The following is a 22312-nucleotide window of genomic DNA, read 5'->3' as shown; positions in this document are numbered from 1 at the left end:
CTCATCCACATTTTACCTCAACGCTCTTCTGGCGCTGATTGTTTATTATGCTTCTTATATACCACGAAATGATCATCACCTGTGAAAAAAACGGCTTGTTTTCTTAAAGGACCGTTAAAGAAAACAGGGGTTTATGACATTTTTTCGCGGTTTTTGCTTTGGAGATCACAGGCCGAGGTCCACGCCCGGCCTGATGTCATAGCTTGAAAAAAGGCGCTTAGGCCGCGAAGGCTGCACGGCCGGAGCCGCCGGCTTCTTTAAGTTTTTCGACCGCACGATCCAGGAACCGCAGGTCGCCACGCTTCTCGAACAGCTTAGGTGCCGCTGCATCGCCAATGATGGCAGAGAAGCCGGTCTGTACCTCTTCGCAATAGACCAGGTCAGGGTCGTTCAGCATCATGACGAACTCGTCATGCATCGCATCTGCGGAAGGCAGTTTTGCTTTCGCGCCAACACAGACGAAGGTGCCGCCACCGAGATAGCTGAGGAAGGCTTGCGCCCCGACAAGGCAATCCGAAATGACTTCGGCGATGTCAGTGACAACATAGGTGAATTCTTCAGAGCTGGATCCCGCGTGCACAGCTTCCAGTTCAGGGATCTGCAGGGCAAAGGCGCCCATGGCGAATTGCTTCTGCTCCAGCATCAGCATGACATAGTTGTCGAGTGCCGCGCTTTTCACAACGCCGCGGACATCTTTGATGGTGACCGGATCACGGAACGGAGCTTTCGGGGCCGCTGCCGCCGCCGCAGGGGCTGCCGCCTGAGCCGTTGCTGCCTTGCGCGCTTCTTGCTGAAGACGATCCGCGAGACGAATACGGGTCATCAGTTCAGTGGTGTCGAAGGGCTTGGTCACATAATCCGTCGCACCCGCCATGAAGGCGCGGTCGACATATTCTTTGTTGTTCATCGCGGTGATCATGATCACCGGAGAGTTCTTGTACTGCTCCATCTGGCGCACTTGCTGACAGAGCTCGGTGCCGTCCATGCCTGGCATTTGGATGTCGAACATAAACCCATCAAACGGCTGCGGGGCCGCAGCGATCTTGCGCAGGGCATCCTCGCCGCAATCGGCCATGGTCACATCCGTGTAGCCATGCGCTTCCAGTGTCGCACCAAGAATTTCGCGGATCAGTTCGTCATCATCGACGGCCAGAATTTTCATATTCGTCTCCGTTCGCTCGCCCACGGGCCCGGTCGCTTCTGCAATGGAATTCGCCTGTAGGACTGCTGTCGTTTCCGACCACTATATAAGGGAGAATATGGCGCAATTGGGGCGTATACTCGGATTTGGTGAAAATATTTCCGGTTTCGTTAACTAGACATTAACCGTAAAATTGAGCAGTGAATCCATTTTTATTGTTTAATTACAATTTCTTAATTGATTGGTACGGAACTTTGTGGGCCGGATGCTATGCAATCATGGGTTTACTCAGTGACGCGGTTCAGAGGCGAATTTTCACCAGCCTGCAGATGCCCACCATTGTTGCGAGTCGCGAAACGGCCCAGTCGGCTTTGTTTCCGAATCAAGATCAATGGCCCGTTTGGACGGCTCTGTCAGGGCTGTGTCAGGTCCGGTGACTAGCTCACACAGGACGCATCTTTTGTGAAAGCACCACCCCGTGACTCAATCCAACGTGACCAAAATCCTCATACCCTCGGGTGCCCTCGGGCTTGGCTATGACAGAGACGCTCTCGCCCGCGGCGTGGCAGAGGGCCCGGACCTGATCGCCATCGACGGAGGCTCGACAGACAGCGGCCCGCATTATCTGGGAACCGGCACCTCAAAATACTCCCGCGGATCGACCAAAGCCGAGTGGCGCGAATTGATGCTGGCGCGGGCACAGGCGGGCGTGCCTCTGGTGATCGGAACCGCTGGCACCTGCGGGGCTGACGACGCGGTGGACTGGCTTGTCGAAATCACGCGTGAAATTGCTACCGAAGAGGGCATGTCGCTTAGCGTGGCCGTTTTGAAATCCGGGCAACCCGTTGACCTCATGACCAAGGCGCTGACGGATGGGCGTATCAAACCCCTCGCTCCGGATATTGGGATCAACGCAGAAACACTGCAAAGCTGCACCAACGTTGTGGCGCTCGCCGGAGCCGAACAAATTCAGGCAGCCCTCGCAACAGGGGCCGACATTGTCATCGCAGGACGCACCACCGACACAGCGACCATCGCCGCCCTGCCCTTGGCGCGCGGGTGTCACGCAGGCGCGGCCTGGCATGGTGCAAAGATCGGCGAATGCGGCGCACTGGCGACGACCAGCCCGAACACCGGCACGATCATGATCCATTTTGACGATGCGGGGTTTACGGTGGAACCCATGGGCGAGGCCGCCCGCGCGACGCCCTACACCGTGTCTGCACATATGCTTTACGAGAACTCAAATCCCTATCAGCTCTATGAACCTGGCGGGCATTTGGACGTCAGAGGCGCAGAATACGATGCCATCGACGACCTCTCTGTCCGCGTGACGGGCAGCACATGGGTGCCTAGCGACACCTATACAGTAAAGCTAGAAGGCGCGCGCAGTGGCGGATATCAGACCGTCTCTTTGGTTCTGGTGCGAGAGCCGCGCTATGTCGACAACATCCAAGCCTGGGTCGATGACATCGCGGAAAAATGCACCGCCAAGGCCAAGACGCGCTTGAACGAGGCCTTTACGTTAGAGCTTCGGTTGATTGGCGCCAACGCGACTTTAGGCGATCTTGACCAAAACGCTCGCCATGGCAGTGAGATCGGCGTTCTGGGGATCGTGACGGCCCCCTCGGAAGCCGCATCGCGCGAGGTTGCCAAGATCCTGAACCCCTATCTGTTGCATCACCCTCTTAGCGAACAGGAAGAGATGCCAACCTTCGCCTTCCCGTTCTCTCCTGCGGAAATGTCACGGGGCGAGATCTACGAGTTTTGCCTCAATCATGTTCTGGAACTGGATGACCCAATGGACGCTTTCCACCTCGAAGTTCTGGAGATCGGCGTATGACAAAGCTCTCGGACATAGCCTTCAAGATCAGATCCAAGAATGCCGGGCCGTTTTGGCTGACGATCGATATCTTTTGTGAGTCTCCGCAACGCTTCCATGAGGCATGTGCCCTAGCCGAGACCGCGAAAGTGGCAAGAGCCTTGGGCGCCGAAGAATCCGAGCTTAAGCGGTATGAAATCGCTGATCTTAACGTGCTCAAATTCAGTATTCCACGACCCCAGATCCAAGGCACGCGATTTGATCGCGATATGCATGGGGCGTCCTTTGCGACACTTTTAGCAGACCTTAAGACCACAGAAGGCGCGTGACGAAAACCTGCGCGAACGGCCAAGGGAATCGATGCCTTTGGCAAGAATCCGAAAGATGTACCCGTGACGCCAATAAGCTGTTAATCCCTCTCAACATATATTCAATTGGCGAAATTTTGGAAATTCTTGACGAAAACTAGACTAAAAGTATCATTCTAAGCCGACTTCATACTAGTTTGTATCGAGAATCCATCGCCAGAATAAGAGCATGTTCGGGACCAAACCGAATTTGTTTTGGGAGGAAATTATGAAGAAATTGAGCGTATCAGCGCTTGCTCTGACTGCTGCGGCAACATTCGCATCGGCAGACGAATTGACCATCGCAATCGTGAACAATGGTCACATGATCAACATGCAAACCGTTGCTGAAGCCTACACCGCAGAGACCGGCGTTAAGCTGAACTGGGTGTCCTTGGAAGAAGGCGTTCTGCGCGAGCAGGTGACCTCTGACACGGCGACCGGTGGTGGCCAGTATGACGTCATCAACATCGGCATGCAGGAAGCACCAATCTGGGGCGCAGCCGGCTGGATCGAGCCTCTGAACTTCGGTGCAGACTATGATGCAGACGACATTCTGCCAGCGATCCGCGCGGGCCTGTCCCACGAGGGCACCATGTATGCGGCACCATTCTACGGCGAAAGCTCGATGGTGATGTATCGCAAAGACCTGATGGACGCGGCAGGCGTTTCCATTGCGGACAACGACAGCTGGGACAACGTCAAAGCAGCAGCCGCTGCGATCCACAACCCAGATGCGGGCGTCTATGGCGTCTGTCTGCGCGGTAAGCCAGGCTGGGGCGACAACATGGCGTTCATCACCACGGTTGTGAACTCTTTCGGTGGCGCATGGTTTGACAAAGACTTCCGTCCAACTCTGGACAGCGACGAATGGAAAGCTGCAATCAACTTCTACGTAGATCTGCTGGGCACCTATGGCCCTCCAGGCTCCGAAGGCAACTCCTTCAACGAGATCCTCGCGCTTTACAACGAAGGCAAATGTGGCATGTGGATCGACGCCACAATCGCGGCGTCCTTCCTTGAAGTTGACGGTGTTGCTTACGCACAATCTCCAAACGCTGGTAACCCAGTCGGGGCCAACTGGCTCTGGGCATGGGCGATGGCGGTTCCAGCAGGATCCCCGAATGCAGATGCTGCGAAGGACTTCATCGAGTGGGCGACATCTAAAGAGTACGTCCAAGCGGTTGCGAACCACCCAGAGTTCGGCTGGGGCTCTGTCCCAACTGGCCAGCGTGCGTCCACCTACGGCTTCCCTGAGTTCCAGGCGGTTGCAGGCTTCGCCGCGGCAGAAATGGCAGCGATTGAATCCGCGGCTCCTGAAGCGACGGATCTGAAGCCATACGTTGGTGTTCAGTTCGCAGCGATCCCAGAATTCCCAGAAGTGGGTTCTGCGGTGGCTCAGGAAATGGCGGCAGCTCTGTCCGGTGCGAAATCTGTCGACGATGCTCTGGCAGCAGCACAGGCGGCAGCTGACGCAATCATGTCCGAGGCAGGCTACTACTAAGCCACATCAGGCAATCGAGAGAGGCGCGTCTTGCGCCCCTCTCACCCCGCGCAGCGTGACCTGCCATTTGCCAAACTCCCTTAAATTTTTAGAGTTTTGCTAATCGCAGACCCATTCCGAGTTGCGAAGTTACCGAGAACCGACCCCATGTCCAAACGAACTCTCCCCAGATTATTGCAGACACCATCCGTGATCTTGCTGTTGATCTGGATGCTCGTGCCCCTGAGCATGACGCTGTATTTTTCCTTTATCCGCTATAACTTGAACAACCTGCGGCGTCCGGAATGGACGACGCCAAGTCTGAGCAACTGGCGCGGTTTCGGGAACTATGAGTTTGTGCTGTTCAAGGCCAAGGACTTTTGGTTCGCGGTGCAGAACAGCCTGTTCATCGTCAGCTCGATCATCATTCTGACCGTAGTTCTGGGCCTCGCGATTGCGATTCTTGTCAACCGGTCCTTCCCGGGACGCGGCATCGTGCGCGTGCTTTTGATTTCGCCCTTCTTTGTGATGCCAGCAGTGAACGCGGTTCTGTGGATCAACATGATTTTGGATCCGGTGCTCGGCCTGCAAGGTCTGGCCGTGGCTGGGATCAATGAGATGATCTCGGGCCTACAGAATTTCCCGATACTGGGGGCATTCTTCTCCCTTTGGCCCGAGATCGATCCGATCTCGTTCCGCGCGACCCAAACATCGGCCTATGCGGTGATCATCATGGTCACCTGGCAGTGGACTCCTTTTGCTGTCCTGATCTTTATGACCTCCCTGCAATCTGAGGATCAGCAGCAAAAGGAAGCCGCGATTTTGGACGGAGCCAATGCATGGTCCATGTTCCGCAACCTGACGCTGCCGCATTTGGGTCGTCCTATTGCGATTGTGGTCATGATCCAGGCGATCTTTCACCTGTCGCTTTATGCCGAGATCGAGATCGTCAGCCGCGGCAACGGCAACAAGAACCTGCCCTATCTGATCGGCGAGTTCTCGACCAACAACATTGGTGCTGCCAGCGCCACCGGCATCTTCGCTGTCATTCTTGCAAATATCGTCGCCATCTTCCTTCTGCGGATGGTCGGCAAAACTCTGATGGACTGATCCTATGGCTATTGTCGCTCAAGAAACCAAATTTAGCCGTATCTTCTGGCCCACATTGGCCTGGGTCGTCGCACTGATCTTCTTCTTTCCGATCTTCTGGATGGTCTTCACCAGCTTTAAGACGGACGCCGACGCGGTCAAACCAGAGCATCTCTTGTTCTTTACGCCGACGCTTGAGAACTACGCCAATATGACCCAGAACTATGACTATTGGCGCTTTGCGACCAATTCGGTCATCACCTCGGTCTTTGCCACGGCCTTCACGCTCTTTGTCGGCGTGCCTGCGGCCTATGCAATGGCGTTCAATCCAAGCCGCCACACCAAAGATATCCTGATGTGGATGCTCTCGACCAAGATGCTGCCGGCCGCAGCCGTTCTTTATCCGATGACCTTCCTGACCAAGAACTTCCTTGGCATCTTTGACACCCACTTCCTGATCATTCTGGTCCTGAGCCTGATCAACCTGCCGATCGTTATCTGGATGCTCTTCACCTATTTCAAAGAGATCCCGAAAGAGATAATCGAAGCGGGCAAGATGGACGGTGTGAACACCTGGGGTGAGATCAAAGACATCCTGATCCCTCTGGCCTGGGGTGGCGTCGCCTCGACCGCGCTCTTGTGCTTTATCTTCTGCTGGAACGAAGCCTATTGGACCGTGCGCCTGACCACCACGGATGCGGCCACTCTGTCCAAGCTGATCGAAGGCAACCGAGCACCAGAAGGCCTGTTCTTTGGCCGCCTGTCCGCCGTGTCCACCGCCGCCGTCGGTCCCATCGTTGTCCTTGGTTGGTTCTGTCAGAAACAGCTCGTGCAGGGCCTGACATTCGGAGCGGTGAAGTAATGTCGATCCTGACCCCCGAATTTGAATTCGTCGATCAGGCTTCTGAGTCTGTTCGCTATCTGGAACACGGCTGGCCCACGGACCTGTGCCGCTGGCACAGCCACGAGGTTTATGAGCTGCATCTGATCACCTCGACCCATGGCAAGGCCTTTGTTGGTGAGCATATCGGCCCATTTGGACCCGGCGCGCTTTATCTAGTCGGACCGAATGTGCCACATAACTGGGTGACCGATGAGGTCGGCGCTTATGAACCGGTCGAGCTGCGCGATATGCTGGTGCAGTTCAGCCAGCAAAGCATCGATCAGGTTGCAAAGGGCTTCCCCGAATTCCGCGAGCTGGACGAGGTTTTGCAACGCTCGCGCGGCGGAATTGAGTTCATCGACTTTGATCAATCCGTTGCAGCAACGCATCTCGCGGGCATTCGCGACGCAACAGGCGCTGAGCGGATCACACGGTTTCTGTCGTTCCTGACAATTGTCTCCAAACATCCGCATCAAAAACAGTTGTCCGATCACACCGTCGCTTTCCCAACGCGCACGACCAAGCAATCGGGCATTGCGGATGTGGTTGACCACATCACCACACATTTTGCCGAAGAATTCACGCTCGAAGAAGCCGCTGACATGGCGCGTATGAGCCCGACGGCGTTTTCGCGCAATTTTCAAAAATTCACGGGCAGCCGGTTTGTCGAATTCGTCACCAAAGTTCGCATTGGCCAGGCTTGCTCCATGCTGCAAGCCACAGACGACAAGATCGCTACGATCTGTCACGAGGTCGGCTTCCGCAATCTTGCGAACTTCAATCGCCACTTCCTCAAAGTCAAAGACATGACACCCTCGGCCTATCGCGATCTAACTCGCTCCGAGCTGGCTCCTGCAAACGGAGCCTCCTATGACTGATACGCAATTCTTCACGACCGCCTATGATCGCAAATCTTGTGATATCGGTATCGTGCACATCGGTTACGGGGCGTTTCATCGCGCGCATCAGGCGGTCTATGTGGACGACTACATGCAGGCCACAGGCGATCTTCGCTGGGGCATCGCAGCGGTCAATCTGCGCGCCTCAGAGTCGCCGTCTTTTACCGAAGCCGCTGGGGCGGAACGTGGCTATCTGCTCAAGTCCATTGCAGCGGACGGCACACAGGAATTCCGGTCGATCCGGTCACATATAGCATTCGTAGACGCAGCGACGGATCTCAACGCGGCGCTAGATCTTTTGTCCCGTCCTTCGGTCCACGTGGCCTCTATGACGGTCACGGAAAGCGGTTACTACTTCAAAGATGATTGGAGCCTCGACCTTTCGGCCGGGCCCGTTTCTGATGAGCTCAATGGCGGCGGTCTTGCGACGATCTACGGCTTTCTGACGCAAGCGCTGGAGCGTCGCGCGCAGTCGATCAATGCGCCCATCAGCCTCTTGTGCTGCGACAACATTCGTAACAATGGCAAAGTGCTGAAAAACGCGCTCTTGGCCTATATGGAAGCCGCGGGAAAGCCGGATCTGGCAGCTTGGGTTCTTGAGAATGCGAGCTTCCCGTGCTCGATGGTCGACCGGATCACCCCGCGCAGCACACCAGAGCTGAAATCCGAAGTCGTCCAGCTTTTCCCGGATCATGCGACCGCGCCCATCCATGCCGAAGACTTCAGCCAATGGGTGCTTCAGGATCAGTTCGCAGGCCCGATGCCCGACCTCGCGCGGGTTGGCGTCGAAGTCGTTCAGACCGTTGAACCCTATGAAGAAGCCAAAATCCGCATCCTGAATGGGGGGCACACGGCCCTGTGCTATCTTGGGGCATTGGCGGGTCACGACACGTTTGATAACGCCATGGCCGATCCAGAACTGCGCCAGCATTTCGACCGCTATGAGCGTGAAGAAGTCCTCGCGGGTCTCGGCCACGATATACCGTTCGATACCTCGGCCTACCTGTCCCAAGTCGCCGCGCGGTTTGAGAATGCGGGTATTGCAGATCAGCTCGAACGCATCTGCATGGATGGCTATTCGAAAATGGCGATTTATATACGTCCAACGCTGCGCGCCTGTCTGGAACAAGGCAAGCGCCCGCTGGCAGGCTATGACTGTGCAGCCTCCTGGATCGTCTATGCGCGTCAGTTCCAAGCGGGAAAGGCACGGGTGCCTTATCACGAACCCCTTTGGGACAAACTCTCCTCGATTTTGCCGAAAGATCGCGAGGCCGATCTGGTCTGCGACCCAAACCTCTGGGGCGATCTTCCGACAACGTATGAAACCTTTGTGCCCGACCTCACTGCGGCAATCCAAGAAATGGAAAAAAGATGGCTGGTTTAACACTCCGCAATGTCGCCAAATCCTATGGCGACGTCCAAGTGATCGAGAGCATCGACCTTGATATCGAAGACGGTGAATTCGTGGTTTTCGTCGGCCCCTCGGGCTGCGGTAAATCTACGTTGTTGCGCATGATTGCGGGTCTTGAAGAGATCTCGGGGGGCGACGTGTCCATCGGCGATACTCTGGTCAATGACGTGGCCCCCGCCAAACGCGGTGTGGCGATGGTGTTCCAGACCTATGCGCTTTACCCGCATATGACCGTTTATAAGAACATGGCGTTCGGGCTGAAGCAGGCCAAAATGCCCGCAGATGAGATCGACCAACGCGTCCGTGAGGCGGCGGCGATTTTGGACATTACAGACTATCTGGATCGCACCCCCAAGGCGCTTTCCGGTGGCCAACGTCAGCGCGTGGCCATTGGCCGTGCGATTGTACGCGAACCCGAAGTGTTTCTCTTTGACGAGCCTCTGTCCAACTTGGACGCCGCCCTACGTGTTCAGACGCGCCTCGAAATCGCGCGACTGCATGAGCGGCTGGGTTCCACCATGATCTACGTCACCCACGACCAGGTCGAAGCCATGACCTTGGCCGACAAGATCGTTGTTTTGCGCGGTGGCAATATCGAACAAGTTGGCGCTCCGATCGACCTCTATGACCGGCCGCAAAACACGTTCGTTGCACAATTCATCGGCAGCCCAAAGATGAACTTCTTCGCACCGTCAAATCTGGCCGCATCCGCTCCCAAGAATTTGGCGTCCTTGAGCAACGATGAGGCCATCATCGGCATCCGTTCCGAGCATCTGCGCCTGTGTTCCTCAGACGAGGCCATGATCACGGCACGCTTTGAGATCGTCGAAAACCTAGGGGAACTCGCGCTGGTTCACATGAAAACAGACGATGGCGTCGAATTCATCGCGAAACTGGAAACGCCGCCCAAGGTTTCAAACGGCGACGAGCTGCACTTTTCTTTCTTGGAAGAGAAGGTACATGTTTTCGACAAAACAACGGGTGTGAGACGGGGCTGAACCAAAGCGCTTCGCGGCGGCGGACATAACATTTTGCCCCCGCCCGCCATCTGAAAGCCCAAACGCCGAGCCCAGGGTTACTTCTGGATTGAGAAGTGGTGCCGCTTATGGGTAACCTCGTTAAAAGCGCCATCCTGAATGCTACAAGGTCCCCCACCAAAGGCATTGAGCCTGTCTCTCCAAGTGAAGAGAAAGTATTGCGAGTTCTTTCGGAAGGGATTGCATGGTTAGTCTCGCAAGTCGACTAAGCCGCGTCCTCAACACAAATGTACAGTACCCTTCATTCGGACGGACCGGACATGTCAGGGACAAATGAAAAGTGTTCCATTTTTTATTTGAGAAGAATCAACTGAAAAACCGCAGACGTGTCCCGCCTGCGGGAAAACGAGCTGCACGGATCTACGATTGCACTGCAGGAAACACAGGCTGTTTTGGATGAGCTTTTGGATCGCTATCTTGAGAGACTATTTCATTTGGTGGTCAAAATAGGGAATTCTACCGTACCACTTTCGGCCCAAACCGGTCATTCGCAACCTCCTTATGTGCCGCGATGCCATTTTTGAGATAGGCTTCGCTCGCTCACGTGTAACTCTTGTGGAGACCATTCAAGCATTGCGCACGCTGGCCTTTTACTAAGCGAAAAAATGAAAATGCGATCTTTCCTGAGAATGCCTATCTCTTTTCCGCGCCAGAATTGCAAAAGAAATGCAATCGATACCTAGCCCTAAGCCATCCCGACCTGGGTTTGGATTGGGCGCATATCGTCGGGACGTTTGTTCAAGAGCTCCATCAGATAGTCTTGTTCATCTTTATACGCAGGGTCATCAAACAAGTTCTGCATCTCGTCTGGATCGCTCGCTAGATCATAAAACTCACCTGCTTTGGACCTTAGATCATAGGTCAACTTGTGCGTTTTCGTGCGCACGGTGCGCAAACTAAGGGCGACCCCTGCGCGGGTTGGCAACAGCTCCCATTCGTTCATGGCAAACTCTCTTGTCGCCTCGTCGGTTTCGATCAAAGGCCTAAGCGTTTCGCCATGCTGCGGCTGAAGCGCCACGGCCTCGCCGTAGTCAAAGAAGGTTGGGCCCAGATCTAGGGTCGAGACAGGTTCATCGACCTTCTTACCCTTGGGCACGCCAGGGCCGCGCATGATCATCGGCACCCTAAGGAGGCCCTCATAGTGCATGGGTCCTTTTAAGATCAGCCCATGATCGCCAAGCCAATCACCGTGATCAGAGATATAGATAACTATTGTATCGTCAGCGATCCCTGCTTCTTCGAGAGCGATGAGAATACGTCCTACGTTGTGATCAATAAGTGCAATCTGGCCGTAGGTATTGGCGATAATCTCGCGCAGTTGCTCATCACTCTGCTCAGCGATACGGCTATAGGACTTGCGAACCTCTGCGTCTTTTTTTGCGCCTGTCGGTTCTGCTGTTAGGACCTCTTCATGCCACCAGGGGCGCCCCTCAAAGGAACGCACGCGGTTCTTAGGAAGGTCTACTTCGGCCGGATCGTGCAACCGCGACCAGGGTTCAGGGGCATCAAAGGGATGGTGCGGGTCCGGGAAGCTTACCCAAGCGCAGAACGGCGTATCTCCGCGGCTATTTTTAAGCCAATCAATTGTGCGGTCTGCAGTCCATGTCGAGTTGTGCCAGGCCACTGGCAATTTGGAATGCCACGTCTGAGCAGCACCTTTGGTATCGCCCGCGTTCTCGCGGTATAGCGCGTTCTTTTCATCCCCTTTCCCATCGGCATAGAACCAGCGCTCATAATGCTGACCATGGGGCGGTTTTTCCGGCAGGAACCAATTGTGCCCGACGAGCATCAGCTCCACATGGTCAAAGCCCATGTAGGGGCCATTCCACGTGTCAGGATAGCTGGCCGAAGACTTTAGGCATTCCGGCGTGCCGGTGGCTTCGAAGGTGTGATAGGTCGAGAAATGTGCCTTGCCGAAGTAGGCCGTGTCATAGCCCGCCGCCGACATAGCGCCCGCAAACCCCTTTTCACCAATCGAGGGATCAAGGTCGATGCCATTGTCATGGACGCCATGCGTCCGACACAGCTGCCCTGTCAGGATGGATGCACGCGCCGGTTGGCAGACCACTGTTGGCGTGATGCAATTGGAAAAATGGGTGCCGTCTGCGGCCAGCCTGTCCAGATGCGGCGTCTTAATGCTCCGCCCTTCGAACCCAAAGCAATCGGCGCGATGTTGGTCTGCAGAGATCAAAAGGATGTTTGGTCGGCTCATTTAGAAGACTTCCTCAGGTTGGCAGCGACCACGACCACGGTTAGGACAACAAAGGCGAGTGCGACCGGGCTTTTGAACAAGAAGAACGGATCCGCGCCAGTTGCAGCGAAGGCCTGTCGCGTGGTGTCTTCGAGTTTGCCAGATAGGATAAAGGCAATCACGAAGGGCAAAGGCGATATATCGAGCTTGCGCATGAGGTACCCAAGCACGCCGAACCCAAGCGTGATCCAAATCGCCGCAAGGCTGGTTTCTTGGACATAGATTGCCGTTAGGGTCATCAGGAAAACAATCGGAAGCAAGAGATGGTTCGGGATACGGGCCATAACGCCGACGACGCGCATAAACAGGCCTCCGATTGTCCAATTGAGACCGTTTGCCAAAAACATGGTCGTGAACAGTCCGAAGGCCAAAACCATTTCCGTATTCACGCCATCGCCACTTAGGCGAAAGACCGATGGGCCGGGGTTGAAGCCGCCAATTGTATCCATCGCCAGGATCAGAAAAACAGCGGCGGCATTGCCCGGAATACCCAAGGAAAGGACCGGAATAAGGTTCGCGCCGGACACGCTGGAATTTGCCGCTTCTGTCGCGGCAATGCCCTCAGGCGCCCCTTCGCCGAAACTTGGGGCATCAGGTGCTTTGGTCTTTTCATGTCGTGTGCTGCCGGTGGAATAGCCCAATGTTGCGGCCAGCGTTGACCCGATGCCGGGAAGCGCCCCGATGGCCGTGCCAATAACGGCCGAGCGTCCGATGTACGGAAGCAAGGGTCGCAAACCTGCCCACCCAAGCCGAGATGACGCGGATGAACTCGCAACGGCCTGTCCCTGTTTTTGAAGGCCTCCGTAGCGCATGTCTTCAAGGCGGCGAAAGACCTCGCCAATGATAAGAACGCCGAGGATCGCAGAGGCAATCGGGAAACCCTCATTCAAACTTGGGATGCCCATTGTAAGGCGCGGATAGAAATCTTCGCCCGTTGCGACCATCGCGGCCAATAGGCCAAGACCCATAGAGATCAGACCTTTGCCAACCGAATTTCCGATCACAGAAGCAATGAAAGCCAAAGATAGCAGCAACAGCCCCGTCTTTTCCGGAAGGTCGAGATAGGTTTCAACCAAAACGGCCAAGAAAGGGGCGCAAAGGATTAGCACGATATCAGAGAACGTGTCCCCGGAGGCCGAAGAGAAATGGGCCACTCGAAGCGCTTTTTTCGCCTCTCCCTTCTTTGACATCGGCCAACCGTCAAGCGTTGTCATATAGGCGTCCGGCGTTCCGGGTGTATTGAAAAGGATTGCCGGCACTGCCCCCCCAACTGTCGCGCCCTTCATGATCCCAACGAGAAACCCTAGGACCGGTAAAAACGCATCGGAAGAAAACCCAAAGATCGAGATCAAAATCGGCAGGGCGATGGCCATTGCCATGGGTCCTGCAAGGCCCGGAGTGGCTCCCACAGCGATGCCCAAAAGGAAGCCGCCCAAGACCATCAGGACAGTCACAGAAATCGGCAGGCCGAATATGCTAAAGGCCTCTGTTCCCAGAAAGACGGCCTGAAACCCAAGTAGAACGTGGTCCCAAATGCCCATTAGACATCTCCATTTGGTGGCAATTGAAGGTCTTCAAATGGCAGGTCGTAAAACAGAGCCATACACAGCGCCGCAAGAAGGCCGATCAACAGGTATTTCAACGACCAGGATCGCGTGGCAAATCCGATCAGAAGATAGACCAGCGCGCCGCCTCCGCTCACATAGCCGACATATTTCCACGGCGCTGTGGCGCGCAAACTACGGTAGGTTTGGTCGGTCAGTAGCTCTGTCACCATAGGTCCGAACCAGCGCATGATCGTGATGGAAACAGCAACCGAGAGAACCACAAGACAGACCCAGAGGATTGCTTTTCGGTCCAGTGTTTTCGCGTTTTCTGATGGGGACAGATACATCAATACCCCCCCAAGCAGAATGACGACGCCCGCCACCATGGGCGCCAGGCTATCCCCAATGGTCAAACGTCGGCGCACCTTTTGAAACGCGCCTGTTTCGACGTCGTTGGGAATCCAGATAAAAATCAAAACTAAGGCAAAGGCGACACAAAAAAGGCCAAGCCAACGTTCCGCTTTAGAGATAGAAGACATTGGCTTGGCCTCGGAGTATGATGGTTTAAAGATTTATTTCACGGCTTCTAGAAGCTTTCCTGAACTTTCATAGTCAGCGGCGAGCAAGGCGTCCAAATCGGCACCCGTAATATTCTGAGCACCACCAAAGGCCTTGTTGATCATTGCACCTGCGCCACCTGTTGTCGTTGCCGCGGCCAATGCGTTTGTCAAAGCCTCACGCGCGTCATCAGGCAGACCGGCAGGTGCGACAAAAACAAAGTAGCCATCTGCAGTGAAATCCACACCAAGGTCCGCCATTGTTGGCGCATCAGGCGTTTGCTTCAGAGGCATTGTGAGAGCAGAGGCAAGGTTTACCAGATCGCCAGCAGCGACACCTTTACCTTGGATGCCAGCCATAAAGCCTACGTCCATATCACCTGCGGTCACGCCATTCAGAACGGCACGGCCGCCGCGGACCTGTACGATATTAAAGTCAACGCCCTGTGCTTCACCCAAAAGGAAAGCAAGGTCAGAGAGCTTTGGGCTCATTGTGCCAAAGCGGATTTCCTGACCGCCTTTGGCCGCCGCAATCATGTCAGCAAAAGAGGTCCATCCGGTGTCAGACTTGGACACGATGCCCATTTGGAAACCAGCCGTTGTCGTCAGACCCGTAAAGTCAGCAGGCGTGATACCTGCACCAGGGTTTGCGGCAGCGTTGTAGCCAAGCGTTTCGGTCACGATCAAAGCGATGCTCGTGCCATCGGCCGGCATGTCCTTGAGCGCTACGGCTGCGTTCACACCGCCTTTGCCCGTAACTTGCTCTGGAATGATTTCCCAGCCAGTCGCTTTTTGAACCTCTTCGGCAATCAGGCGACCAGAGGTGTCAGCACCACCCCCCGCAGCAAATGCGATGATCATTTTGATAGGCCCTTCAGGGGACCAACCATGCCCGTCCGCAAACGCTGAAGTCGCTGTCGAAACCGCCAGAACGGCAGCCGCAGCTCCCGCTTTCAAAAGATTTTTCACTTTCATTCCTCCCAAAATGTTGTCGCCATCTAGGAATCCACAGTTTAGTTGACCTGTCAAATAAAAAGTTGACCTATCAACTTAACTCTGAAAATGTTGCGCTATGAAGCAGGATCAGAAACCCAGACCTCGGCAACTTACGTCCTTTGTCACCTTTCGGCTGGCACGGCTTCAGGCGAGCCTGAACGCGCAAGCCACTGCGATCCTAAAAGCCAATTCGGGGCTATCGCTTGTCGAATGGCGCATATTGCAAACTCTGGAATGGTTTGAATTCAACACATTGAAGCAGTTGTCGGACGTTACCGAGATCGACAAAGGGCAACTGAGTCGAAAAATCGCCGCCATGGTCGACAAAGGACTGCTGGAACAAACACCCGACGATCTGGACAAACGCGTTCAGCATTTGAACCTGACACAGCGCGCACGTGACATTTGCGCCAAGGCTGTGCCGATCATGCAAGCCAGACAGGACCACTTGCTAAAGGACGTCTCTAAAGATGATCTCGAGGAGTTTTACAAAGTGATCGCCAAACTTGAAGCCGCCTCGAAAACCCGCGAGATCCCATGACCAAATCCAACCTCCTTATTATTCTGTCAGACGAACATCAGTCCCGCGCTATGGGCTGTGCTGGGCACCCATTTGTTAAAACGCCGAATTTGGACAAGTTGGCGGCTCGGGGCACACGTTTTACCAACGCCTATACGCCCAGCCCCATCTGCGTGCCCGCCCGCGCGAGCTTTGCCACAGGCCTCTATCCGCATCAAACGCGCATGTGGGATAATGCGATGCCCTACGAGGGGTCGATCCGCGGCTGGGGGCATGCTCTTCAGGAAAAAGGCGTGCCAGTTGAGAGCATTGGCAAACTCCACTACCGCTCAGAGGAAGACCCAGCAGGCTTTGACGTCGAACATATTCCTATGATGGTTGCCGATGGCGTTGGAATGGTCTGGGCAAGCATTCGTAAGGAAGACGAACGCATTTTGGGGCCGGGGCGCATGCTGGGTGACTACATCGGCCCTGGGAACAGCAAATACACCGATTACGACGAAGCGGTCGTGACGCGCACAAAAGCCTGGCTTGATGATCGCAGCGGCGGGGAAGACCCGTGGTGCCTTTATGTGGGATTAGTGGCGCCTCACTTCCCATTGGTGGTGCCTCAGGAATTCTATGACATGTATCCGGCAGACATGATGCCCGAGGTAAAACTTCACCCGGACAAAGGCCATCCTCGCCACCCATGGGTGGAAAGGCAGAACGCCTTCATGGACAGTGAGTCCAAGTTCAAAAGCGAACAGGAACGCAATTCCGCCTTGCGGGCGTACTATGGGCTTTGCTCGTGGCTCGATTACAATATCGGACAAATCCTCGCGGCACTGGAAGAGAGCGGCCAACTCGACAACACGACGATCATTTACTCGTCAGACCATGGCGACAACGTTGGGGCGCGTGGCCTGTGGGGCAAGTCCAACATGTACGAGGAAAGCGCGGCTGTTCCCATGATCATGGCGGGGCCAAATGTTGCCACCGGCACCTGTGATACGCCTGTCAGCCTTCTGGATCTTGCGGCAACGATTGCAACCCATTTCGAGGCCGACTTCACCCCCGCTGACGGCGTAACGGACCTTTCGTCGATTGCAGAGAACCCGACCAAAGATCGCGTCGTGTTCTCGGAATACCACGCCGCTGGCGCAGTGTCCGGTGCCTTCATGCTGCGCAAGGGAGATTGGAAACTGATCCACTATGTTGGCTTCCCTGACGAACTTTTCAATCTGGCCGAAGATCCCGAAGAACTCCGCAATCTGGCCACTGATCCAGACAGTGCCGAAAAACTCGCGGAACTCCACGCAGAGCTTAGCGCAATTTGCGATCCCGCAGCGACCGACGCGCAAGCTTTCGCGGATCAAGCATCTTTGATCGAGCGCGTGGGTGGACGAGAGGCAGCTTTGGGCCTTGGCGCGCCAGGTGCCACGCCACCACCGGAGATGGCAAAATGAAGCTAACAATATTGGGGTCAGGCTCGCCAGAGGCCTATGCACGTCGCGCCTCTAGCGGCTACCTTATAGAGGTTGGCGCGGATCGCATACTTTTTGATTGCGGTGGTGGCGTCGTTGACAATCTCTTAAGGTCGGGACGGCTTCCATCGGACATCACACACATCGTTTTCAGCCACCTGCATTCGGATCACATGATGGATTATGCCCGCTTGGTGCATGCTGCATGGGATGAGGGTGGCGCAGCGATCAAAGTGTTTGGGCCTTCGCCGATTGCTCAGATCACAAAGGGATATTTTGGACGCGACGGAGTGCTTGCGCATGATCTTATTGCGCGAACCGAGTTGCCCCATAGCCAAGAAGTCTGGGTTCAGCGTGGTGGCACCCTGCCCCGCCCATGGCCCGCGCCGATCGTCCAAGAGATCACGCCAGGCGACACAATCGAAGGAACGGGATGGCATATTCGCTCTTGCACGGTTCCCCACGCACAACCTGCTCTGGACTGCATGGGCTTTGCGCTCGACGCCGAGGGTAAGCGGTTTGTCTACTCAGGAGACGCGGGCCTTTGCGAGGACCTCGAGAACCTTGCTGAGGATGCTGATCTTTTGCTGCATTGGTGCTACCGCCTCGAGGACAGCGATGCATCCAATACGATGGCCGCGGTCACGCCAACCCCAACGGAAATCGGCAAACTCGCGCAGCGTGTCGGGGCCAAGGCCTTAGTTATCACGCATTTCAGGAAATACATGGACGAACCAACGCGGCTCGAAAAAGCGCAACAAAACGCAAGTCTCGCATTCGGCGCACAGGCGACGATTGCCGAAGACCTTATGACGTTTGATATATAGGAAAGCCGACGAACGTTTGAGGCGTGATATTCACTGATGCGCCAGAAATGCTTGAATGGCGCAAGACGCACTTTGAAAAGCACGTCGCATAACTGACATTTCGGCCCGAGATTTTCCTGGATGGCGGTTCCTTGGCGGAGGCCGAAGATTCTGATCCGACAGGCGGGATCTGGATCGTACGCGCGACAGATCGCGACGAAATCGTGCGACTGATCGAAGGGGACCCAATGTACTGTCCGGAGTTACGTAGCTGCAAAATTTTTGCGACTGTGAAGAGGTTCAACAATGCCGAACCAGGGTGACGCTACAAGCCTTCGTGGACAGAAATAACAATTTGGCAAACCGGGATTTCACTGCCTTTTCTAACAGCCCCAACCCAAGCAATCGGTCAGGAAGAACTGGTCACCTCTCGTTTTATTTGGCTTTGTGCGTTTCATTCTAAATATTGGCGGAACAATCAAACTAAATTTTTCTCAGTCGCAAACCGGCTGTAAGCATTCCGTCGTGTTTTCTGAATTTTTGTGAACCTAGTCGCCACAAATGAGAAAGACTTGCGTCATCGGCGGTTAGTTTCGCACGCACTGCGAAAATCCGCTTTCCGCCCCTTTGAAAAACCCTGTATTGCTATCGCAGAAGATACCGCTCAGATCTAAGAGCGTGTGCCTCACTTCTTCGTACTTCGGCGACTAAACTGCGGTCTCAACACGAGGGAACAGCTCCCGCCACCCGAAATGAGCGGACAAAGCTACAGGTGCGTGTCCTGTCCGCCCGCGCTCGCCGAGATTCAACGTGACCGAAAACACAACGGTGCAGGTCGCTACTTAGGGAACAAAGTAGAGTCTTTGGCTTAGTTTTATGCAAACAGTCGATGTAGACACTTGAAAGATAACCAATTGTTTTAGAACATAAAATTACTTTGTCTAAACTGTGAAAAACCCCTGAGACTCACCCTAGAATATGCTGACCTCAATTAGATACCAAAAATATACTTCCGCATTTCTGATCTAGGTCGAGACAGTCTACACGGTTCCCGGGCGCACCCCGTCTTAAACCGCCACCAATCGCGCACTGTTCGCCTACGCGTAAGTGAACAATAAGGCGGATAAAACCAAAGCGCCTTACATTTTATTCAGTGTTGTCAGATTTTGATGGTGCCGCTGATAGGACTCGAACCTACGACCCCATCATTACGAATGACGTGCTCTACCAGCTGAGCTACAGCGGCGCCTGAGGCCGGGGTTTAACACCCCGACCCAGGATGGAAAAGGCCTATTTTGTCGGCTCGTTGGCGACCGTCTCTTCGTCAATTTCTTCTTCTGTATCGCCGCTCCCAACGGAATCGGAAAGCACAATTTCGCCCGTCATCGGTTCAGGAGCACCGACGATCATAGGAAGCATATCTACGGAAACAGGTCCTCCTGTGTCGTCGGACGACGGCGCAGTCCAGCTTAGGCTATCCAGCGCACCGCAATTGCCACAGACCGGTACCCATTCGCCGTGAATATTGTGACACTTGTCGCAAACCCATTGCGGCCCGCGTGGCGCGTTGACTGCGCGGGCGAGCCAGCCTTTGACGATGTCGTCCGCAGCACCTTCCCCTTTTTCAATCGCTGCAAGGATGGTCAGAGACCTTGCGGTGGGGTCGGTTTCCCACAAGTCGCCCAGCGCTTTGCGTGCCGCTGGAAAATCCTCGGCGGCGATTTGCAGTTCGGCCATCAGCATCTTGGTTTCCGGATGGTCCAAAGTCGGTTTGACCAGAACTCCAAACCGCTTGATCCGCTCTTGAGGCGTCTCGTTCGGTTCAATTTCGGCGTAGGCTGCGGCCAGATCAGGATGAGGATGTGCTTCCCAAGCTTTTTTCAGGATCCGCATCGCGAACCGAGGCTTGCCCTTGGCGATATAGCTGCGCGCGGCCATTGCCGCGGCCGGGATCAGATCCGGCGACAGGCGGTTGGCCTCGATAAAGTCCTCACGCTCGGAAATCGACGCGTCCTCTGACAAAAGCGCCTTGGCTTCGGACAAGGCCAGAACCGCATCACGACGACGGTGTACGTCGCGGGGCAACGTGCCGTGTTTGAGTTTGGCGTTCAGCGTATTCCGCGCGCCCTTCCAGTCTTCGCTGTCCGCCTGCAACTTGAGTAAAATGTCAGAGGTTTCCACATGGCGCGGCTTCAGAGCAAACGCGGTTTCGGCCAGCTTGAGCGCGGTTTCAGTTTTGCCGTCCTCAAGCTTTTGCTTCATCAGGCCCCGCACACCCACAAATCGGGTCTGATCATCCTGCAAAAGCCGTTTATAGACCTCTTCGGCCTTACGTTTGTCGCCTGTGATTTCAGCGGCCTGAGCTGTGATCAGGTTGGTGAGCTCTGGCCGCCGCAACAGCCGTTCTGCCTTGCGCGCCTTGTCCATAGCGGCCCGGCCTTCGCCTGAGGCCAGGGCCATCATGCCTTCTGTCAGAGCCTGGAAGCCTCGACGTTCGCGACTGCGGTCGAAATAGCGGCTGAGGGCGGTTTCATCGCCGTTGATGAATTTAAGCGTCGCAACCAACAGCGACATAAGCTTGAGAAAAACCCACAGGACCACAAGCAACACACAAAGCGCGATCACCGACATCAACGGGCTGAGCGTATATTCCACGCCCGCAACGGTCAGCATCACGCCCCCGTCGCTTTCCATCAAATAGCCCGCACCAAGTGTCAGGCCTGCGATCGCCGCCACGAAAAGAAGGATTTTGGTAAGAGACCAGAGCATGAGCGACCTTTAATTCGTGTTGAGTGCTTGAGAGAGAGCTTCGCCGGCGGCGAGGGCCTCTTGGCGGGTCTGTGCGCTGGCAATCCATTCTGCCATTTCGGCTTGAGCTTCCGCAGACAGGGCTGCCAATTCCGCCAAGGCATCCGTCAGATTGCCCGATGTCAAAGCGCCCTCGGCGCGACTGAGGACAGCATCCGCATCGTCCCCCTCTTGAGGCGTTACAGAACGCGCGCCGAGCTGGGATTGCATGAAGGATAAAAGGCGGTTGCCCGATTGGCCTTCAGTACGGCGCGCGGCGGCAAGGGCTGCGCGAGCGGCATCCGGAAAGCTGCTTTGCAAGGACGCAAGACTTGGGGCGCCGGTGTCGGCAAGGTTTTCAAGGACGGCAGGAGCTGGCGAACCGGTTGCCGTCGCCAAATCCGTGAGGGGCGCACGGAATGAATGCCCTGCGTCAAGCGCTGACAAAACTCGCGTGAGTGCTGCACGGGCCAAGGCCTGTTGCGCCGTCATCTTGGCGTTTTCTTCCATGGCCTGTGCTTCGGCACGTTGTGACGCGACCGAGGCCTTCAGCTCTTCAAGCTCGCGCTCGTATGCTTCTATCGCCGAGGACGGTAATCCTTGGGTCAGCGGACGTTTTTCCAGCTCGATGATCCGCGCATCCAATCCGGCAAGCGCATTTGCTATGTCGTCAAACTGGCCGTTGATGGCCGCCAAAGACGAGGTCAGCCCGTCAACGGAGCCTTGCAACGTCGACGCCGCTTGTTTGGACTTATCCGCCGCGCCTTGCGATGTCTCGACCAGGGCTTGTAGGGCTTCGATGGATGCCATCTGCTCTTGCACCTGAGACTGCAACGCCAAAGTCGCCTCGTCCGGGCCTGATTGCAGAGGTCCCAATACTTGGGCAGCCCCAAAGCCAATGCCTCCGGCAAGGATACCGCCGATCAGAAGGGGCACAAAGCCACTATTAGAACGCGCGGGTTCCGGCGTGGGCTGAGGCGCGGGTTCGGGTTCTGGGTCGTTGGCTTCTGGTTCGGGATGAACATCTTCGGCAGGGGCCTCTTCTTCGGTGTCCTCATCAGAGGCCTCTACTCCCTCTGCTGCATCACCTTCCGGAGCGGCATTCTCTACCTCATCCGACATGTCTTCCACATCGGCGGCGGCTTCTTCCACCTCTGCTGGAATTTCCTCAAGCACTTCGGCCTCGACAACGTCATCTTTCACGTCAGTTGAGGGCGTTTTGTCCTGATCGTCCGACGCATCGCTCTTTTTCGCTTTCGCCACGATCTTC

At 55.4% G+C, this 22312-nt stretch carries 18 protein-coding genes and 1 tRNA gene; 11 read left to right on the top strand and 8 right to left on the bottom strand.

Going from position 1 to position 22312, the window contains the following annotated elements; all coding sequences use genetic code 11:
- Positions 1-217 precede the first annotated feature (217 nt).
- Positions 218-1162, bottom strand: coding sequence for a response regulator (locus HZ995_RS06500; protein ID WP_209357844.1), 945 nt, complete (start codon positions 1160-1162; stop codon positions 218-220).
- A gap of 457 nt (positions 1163-1619) precedes the next feature.
- Between HZ995_RS06500 and HZ995_RS06495 the strand changes: the two genes are divergently transcribed.
- From HZ995_RS06495 to HZ995_RS06460, 8 genes are all read left to right on the top strand, one after another.
- Positions 1620-2984 carry an acyclic terpene utilization AtuA family protein gene (locus HZ995_RS06495; protein WP_245168769.1) on the top strand — a complete coding sequence of 455 codons (1365 nt, stop codon included), beginning with the start codon at positions 1620-1622 and terminating at the stop codon, positions 2982-2984.
- Positions 2981-3292 carry a DUF4387 family protein gene (locus HZ995_RS06490; RefSeq protein WP_209357843.1) on the top strand — a complete coding sequence of 104 codons (312 nt, stop codon included), beginning with the start codon at positions 2981-2983 and terminating at the stop codon, positions 3290-3292. The genes HZ995_RS06495 and HZ995_RS06490 overlap by 4 nt, the downstream gene beginning before the upstream one ends.
- Positions 3293-3539: 247 nt before the next feature.
- Positions 3540-4814: an ABC transporter substrate-binding protein gene (locus HZ995_RS06485; RefSeq protein ID WP_209357842.1), complete on the top strand. Its 1275-nt coding sequence runs from the start codon at positions 3540-3542 to the stop codon at positions 4812-4814.
- A gap of 147 nt (positions 4815-4961) precedes the next feature.
- Positions 4962-5903, top strand: a complete 942-nt coding sequence (locus HZ995_RS06480) for a carbohydrate ABC transporter permease (RefSeq protein WP_209357841.1) — start codon at positions 4962-4964, stop codon at positions 5901-5903.
- A gap of 4 nt (positions 5904-5907) precedes the next feature.
- Positions 5908-6744 (top strand): carbohydrate ABC transporter permease, encoded by an 837-nt coding sequence (locus tag HZ995_RS06475; RefSeq protein ID WP_209357840.1) that lies wholly within the window; start codon positions 5908-5910, stop codon positions 6742-6744.
- Positions 6744-7643 (top strand): helix-turn-helix domain-containing protein, encoded by a 900-nt coding sequence (locus HZ995_RS06470; protein ID WP_209357839.1) that lies wholly within the window; start codon positions 6744-6746, stop codon positions 7641-7643. Before HZ995_RS06475 ends, HZ995_RS06470 begins: the two co-directional genes overlap by 1 nt.
- The gene (locus HZ995_RS06465; RefSeq protein WP_209357838.1) at positions 7636-9048 is read left to right on the top strand and encodes a mannitol dehydrogenase family protein; all 1413 of its coding nucleotides are present in this window, start codon (positions 7636-7638) and stop codon (positions 9046-9048) included. Before HZ995_RS06470 ends, HZ995_RS06465 begins: the two co-directional genes overlap by 8 nt.
- Positions 9036-10073: an ABC transporter ATP-binding protein gene (locus HZ995_RS06460; protein WP_209357837.1), complete on the top strand. Its 1038-nt coding sequence runs from the start codon at positions 9036-9038 to the stop codon at positions 10071-10073. Before HZ995_RS06465 ends, HZ995_RS06460 begins: the two co-directional genes overlap by 13 nt.
- Before the next feature lie 724 nt (positions 10074-10797).
- Here the strand turns inward: HZ995_RS06460 and HZ995_RS06455 are convergent.
- From HZ995_RS06455 to HZ995_RS06440, 4 genes are read right to left on the bottom strand one after another with little or no spacing between them, the layout of a single operon-like run.
- Positions 10798-12324, bottom strand: a complete 1527-nt coding sequence (locus HZ995_RS06455; RefSeq protein WP_209357836.1) for a sulfatase-like hydrolase/transferase — start codon at positions 12322-12324, stop codon at positions 10798-10800.
- Positions 12321-13904, bottom strand: a complete 1584-nt coding sequence (locus HZ995_RS06450) for a tripartite tricarboxylate transporter permease (RefSeq protein WP_209357835.1) — start codon at positions 13902-13904, stop codon at positions 12321-12323. Before HZ995_RS06450 ends, HZ995_RS06455 begins: the two co-directional genes overlap by 4 nt.
- The gene (locus tag HZ995_RS06445; RefSeq protein ID WP_209357834.1) at positions 13904-14449 is read right to left on the bottom strand and encodes a hypothetical protein; all 546 of its coding nucleotides are present in this window, start codon (positions 14447-14449) and stop codon (positions 13904-13906) included. The genes HZ995_RS06450 and HZ995_RS06445 overlap by 1 nt, the downstream gene beginning before the upstream one ends.
- Before the next feature lie 33 nt (positions 14450-14482).
- Complete coding sequence (locus HZ995_RS06440) at positions 14483-15328, bottom strand: tripartite tricarboxylate transporter substrate-binding protein (protein WP_209357833.1); 846 nt, start codon at positions 15326-15328, stop codon at positions 14483-14485.
- Between the two features lie 211 nt (positions 15329-15539).
- On the opposite strand from HZ995_RS06440, the gene HZ995_RS06435 reads away from it, so the two are divergent.
- From HZ995_RS06435 to HZ995_RS06425, 3 genes are read left to right on the top strand one after another with little or no spacing between them, the layout of a single operon-like run.
- Positions 15540-16004 carry a MarR family winged helix-turn-helix transcriptional regulator gene (locus HZ995_RS06435; RefSeq protein ID WP_209357832.1) on the top strand — a complete coding sequence of 155 codons (465 nt, stop codon included), beginning with the start codon at positions 15540-15542 and terminating at the stop codon, positions 16002-16004.
- On the top strand, positions 16001-17431 hold the full coding sequence (locus HZ995_RS06430) for a sulfatase-like hydrolase/transferase (protein ID WP_209357831.1): 1431 nt from the start codon (positions 16001-16003) through the stop codon (positions 17429-17431). Before HZ995_RS06435 ends, HZ995_RS06430 begins: the two co-directional genes overlap by 4 nt.
- Positions 17428-18276: an MBL fold metallo-hydrolase gene (locus HZ995_RS06425; protein ID WP_209357830.1), complete on the top strand. Its 849-nt coding sequence runs from the start codon at positions 17428-17430 to the stop codon at positions 18274-18276. The genes HZ995_RS06430 and HZ995_RS06425 overlap by 4 nt, the downstream gene beginning before the upstream one ends.
- A gap of 1149 nt (positions 18277-19425) precedes the next feature.
- On the opposite strand, the gene HZ995_RS06415 is transcribed toward HZ995_RS06425, so the two are convergent.
- From HZ995_RS06415 to HZ995_RS06405, 3 genes are all read right to left on the bottom strand, one after another.
- A tRNA-Thr gene (locus HZ995_RS06415) sits at positions 19426-19501 on the bottom strand.
- Between the two features lie 44 nt (positions 19502-19545).
- Positions 19546-21024: a heme biosynthesis protein HemY gene (locus HZ995_RS06410; RefSeq protein WP_209357828.1), complete on the bottom strand. Its 1479-nt coding sequence runs from the start codon at positions 21022-21024 to the stop codon at positions 19546-19548.
- Between the two features lie 9 nt (positions 21025-21033).
- A complete protein-coding gene (locus HZ995_RS06405) occupies positions 21034-22305 on the bottom strand; it encodes a hypothetical protein (protein WP_209357827.1) in 1272 nt (423 codons plus the stop codon).
- Positions 22306-22312 lie beyond the last annotated feature (7 nt).

This window comes from Cognatishimia activa (assembly GCF_017798205.1).
GTDB lineage: Bacteria > Pseudomonadota > Alphaproteobacteria > Rhodobacterales > Rhodobacteraceae > Cognatishimia > Cognatishimia activa_A.
The sequence above is the reverse complement of the archived record's forward strand: the minus strand, read 5'-3'. Positions and strand labels throughout refer to the sequence as shown.

Bases quoted from the DNA above. Each gene is read 5' to 3' on its own strand.
- HZ995_RS06490 (WP_209357843.1), top strand. From the start codon at position 2,981: ATGACAAAGCTCTCGGACATAGCCTTCAAGATCAGATCCAAGAATGCC.
- HZ995_RS06470 (WP_209357839.1), top strand. From the start codon at position 6,744: ATGTCGATCCTGACCCCCGAATTTGAATTCGTCGATCAGGCTTCTGAG.
- HZ995_RS06460 (WP_209357837.1), top strand. From the start codon at position 9,036: ATGGCTGGTTTAACACTCCGCAATGTCGCCAAATCCTATGGCGACGTC.
- HZ995_RS06475 (WP_209357840.1), top strand. From the start codon at position 5,908: ATGGCTATTGTCGCTCAAGAAACCAAATTTAGCCGTATCTTCTGGCCC.
- HZ995_RS06440 (WP_209357833.1), bottom strand. From the start codon at position 15,328: ATGATCATCGCATTTGCTGCGGGGGGTGGTGCTGACACCTCTGGTCGC.
- HZ995_RS06410 (WP_209357828.1), bottom strand. From the start codon at position 21,024: ATGCTCTGGTCTCTTACCAAAATCCTTCTTTTCGTGGCGGCGATCGCA.
- HZ995_RS06450 (WP_209357835.1), bottom strand. From the start codon at position 13,904: ATGGGCATTTGGGACCACGTTCTACTTGGGTTTCAGGCCGTCTTTCTG.
- HZ995_RS06500 (WP_209357844.1), bottom strand. From the start codon at position 1,162: ATGAAAATTCTGGCCGTCGATGATGACGAACTGATCCGCGAAATTCTT.
- HZ995_RS06480 (WP_209357841.1), top strand. From the start codon at position 4,962: ATGTCCAAACGAACTCTCCCCAGATTATTGCAGACACCATCCGTGATC.
- HZ995_RS06430 (WP_209357831.1), top strand. From the start codon at position 16,001: ATGACCAAATCCAACCTCCTTATTATTCTGTCAGACGAACATCAGTCC.
- HZ995_RS06465 (WP_209357838.1), top strand. From the start codon at position 7,636: ATGACTGATACGCAATTCTTCACGACCGCCTATGATCGCAAATCTTGT.
- HZ995_RS06485 (WP_209357842.1), top strand. From the start codon at position 3,540: ATGAAGAAATTGAGCGTATCAGCGCTTGCTCTGACTGCTGCGGCAACA.
- HZ995_RS06455 (WP_209357836.1), bottom strand. From the start codon at position 12,324: ATGAGCCGACCAAACATCCTTTTGATCTCTGCAGACCAACATCGCGCC.
- HZ995_RS06445 (WP_209357834.1), bottom strand. From the start codon at position 14,449: ATGTCTTCTATCTCTAAAGCGGAACGTTGGCTTGGCCTTTTTTGTGTC.
- HZ995_RS06435 (WP_209357832.1), top strand. From the start codon at position 15,540: ATGAAGCAGGATCAGAAACCCAGACCTCGGCAACTTACGTCCTTTGTC.
- HZ995_RS06425 (WP_209357830.1), top strand. From the start codon at position 17,428: ATGAAGCTAACAATATTGGGGTCAGGCTCGCCAGAGGCCTATGCACGT.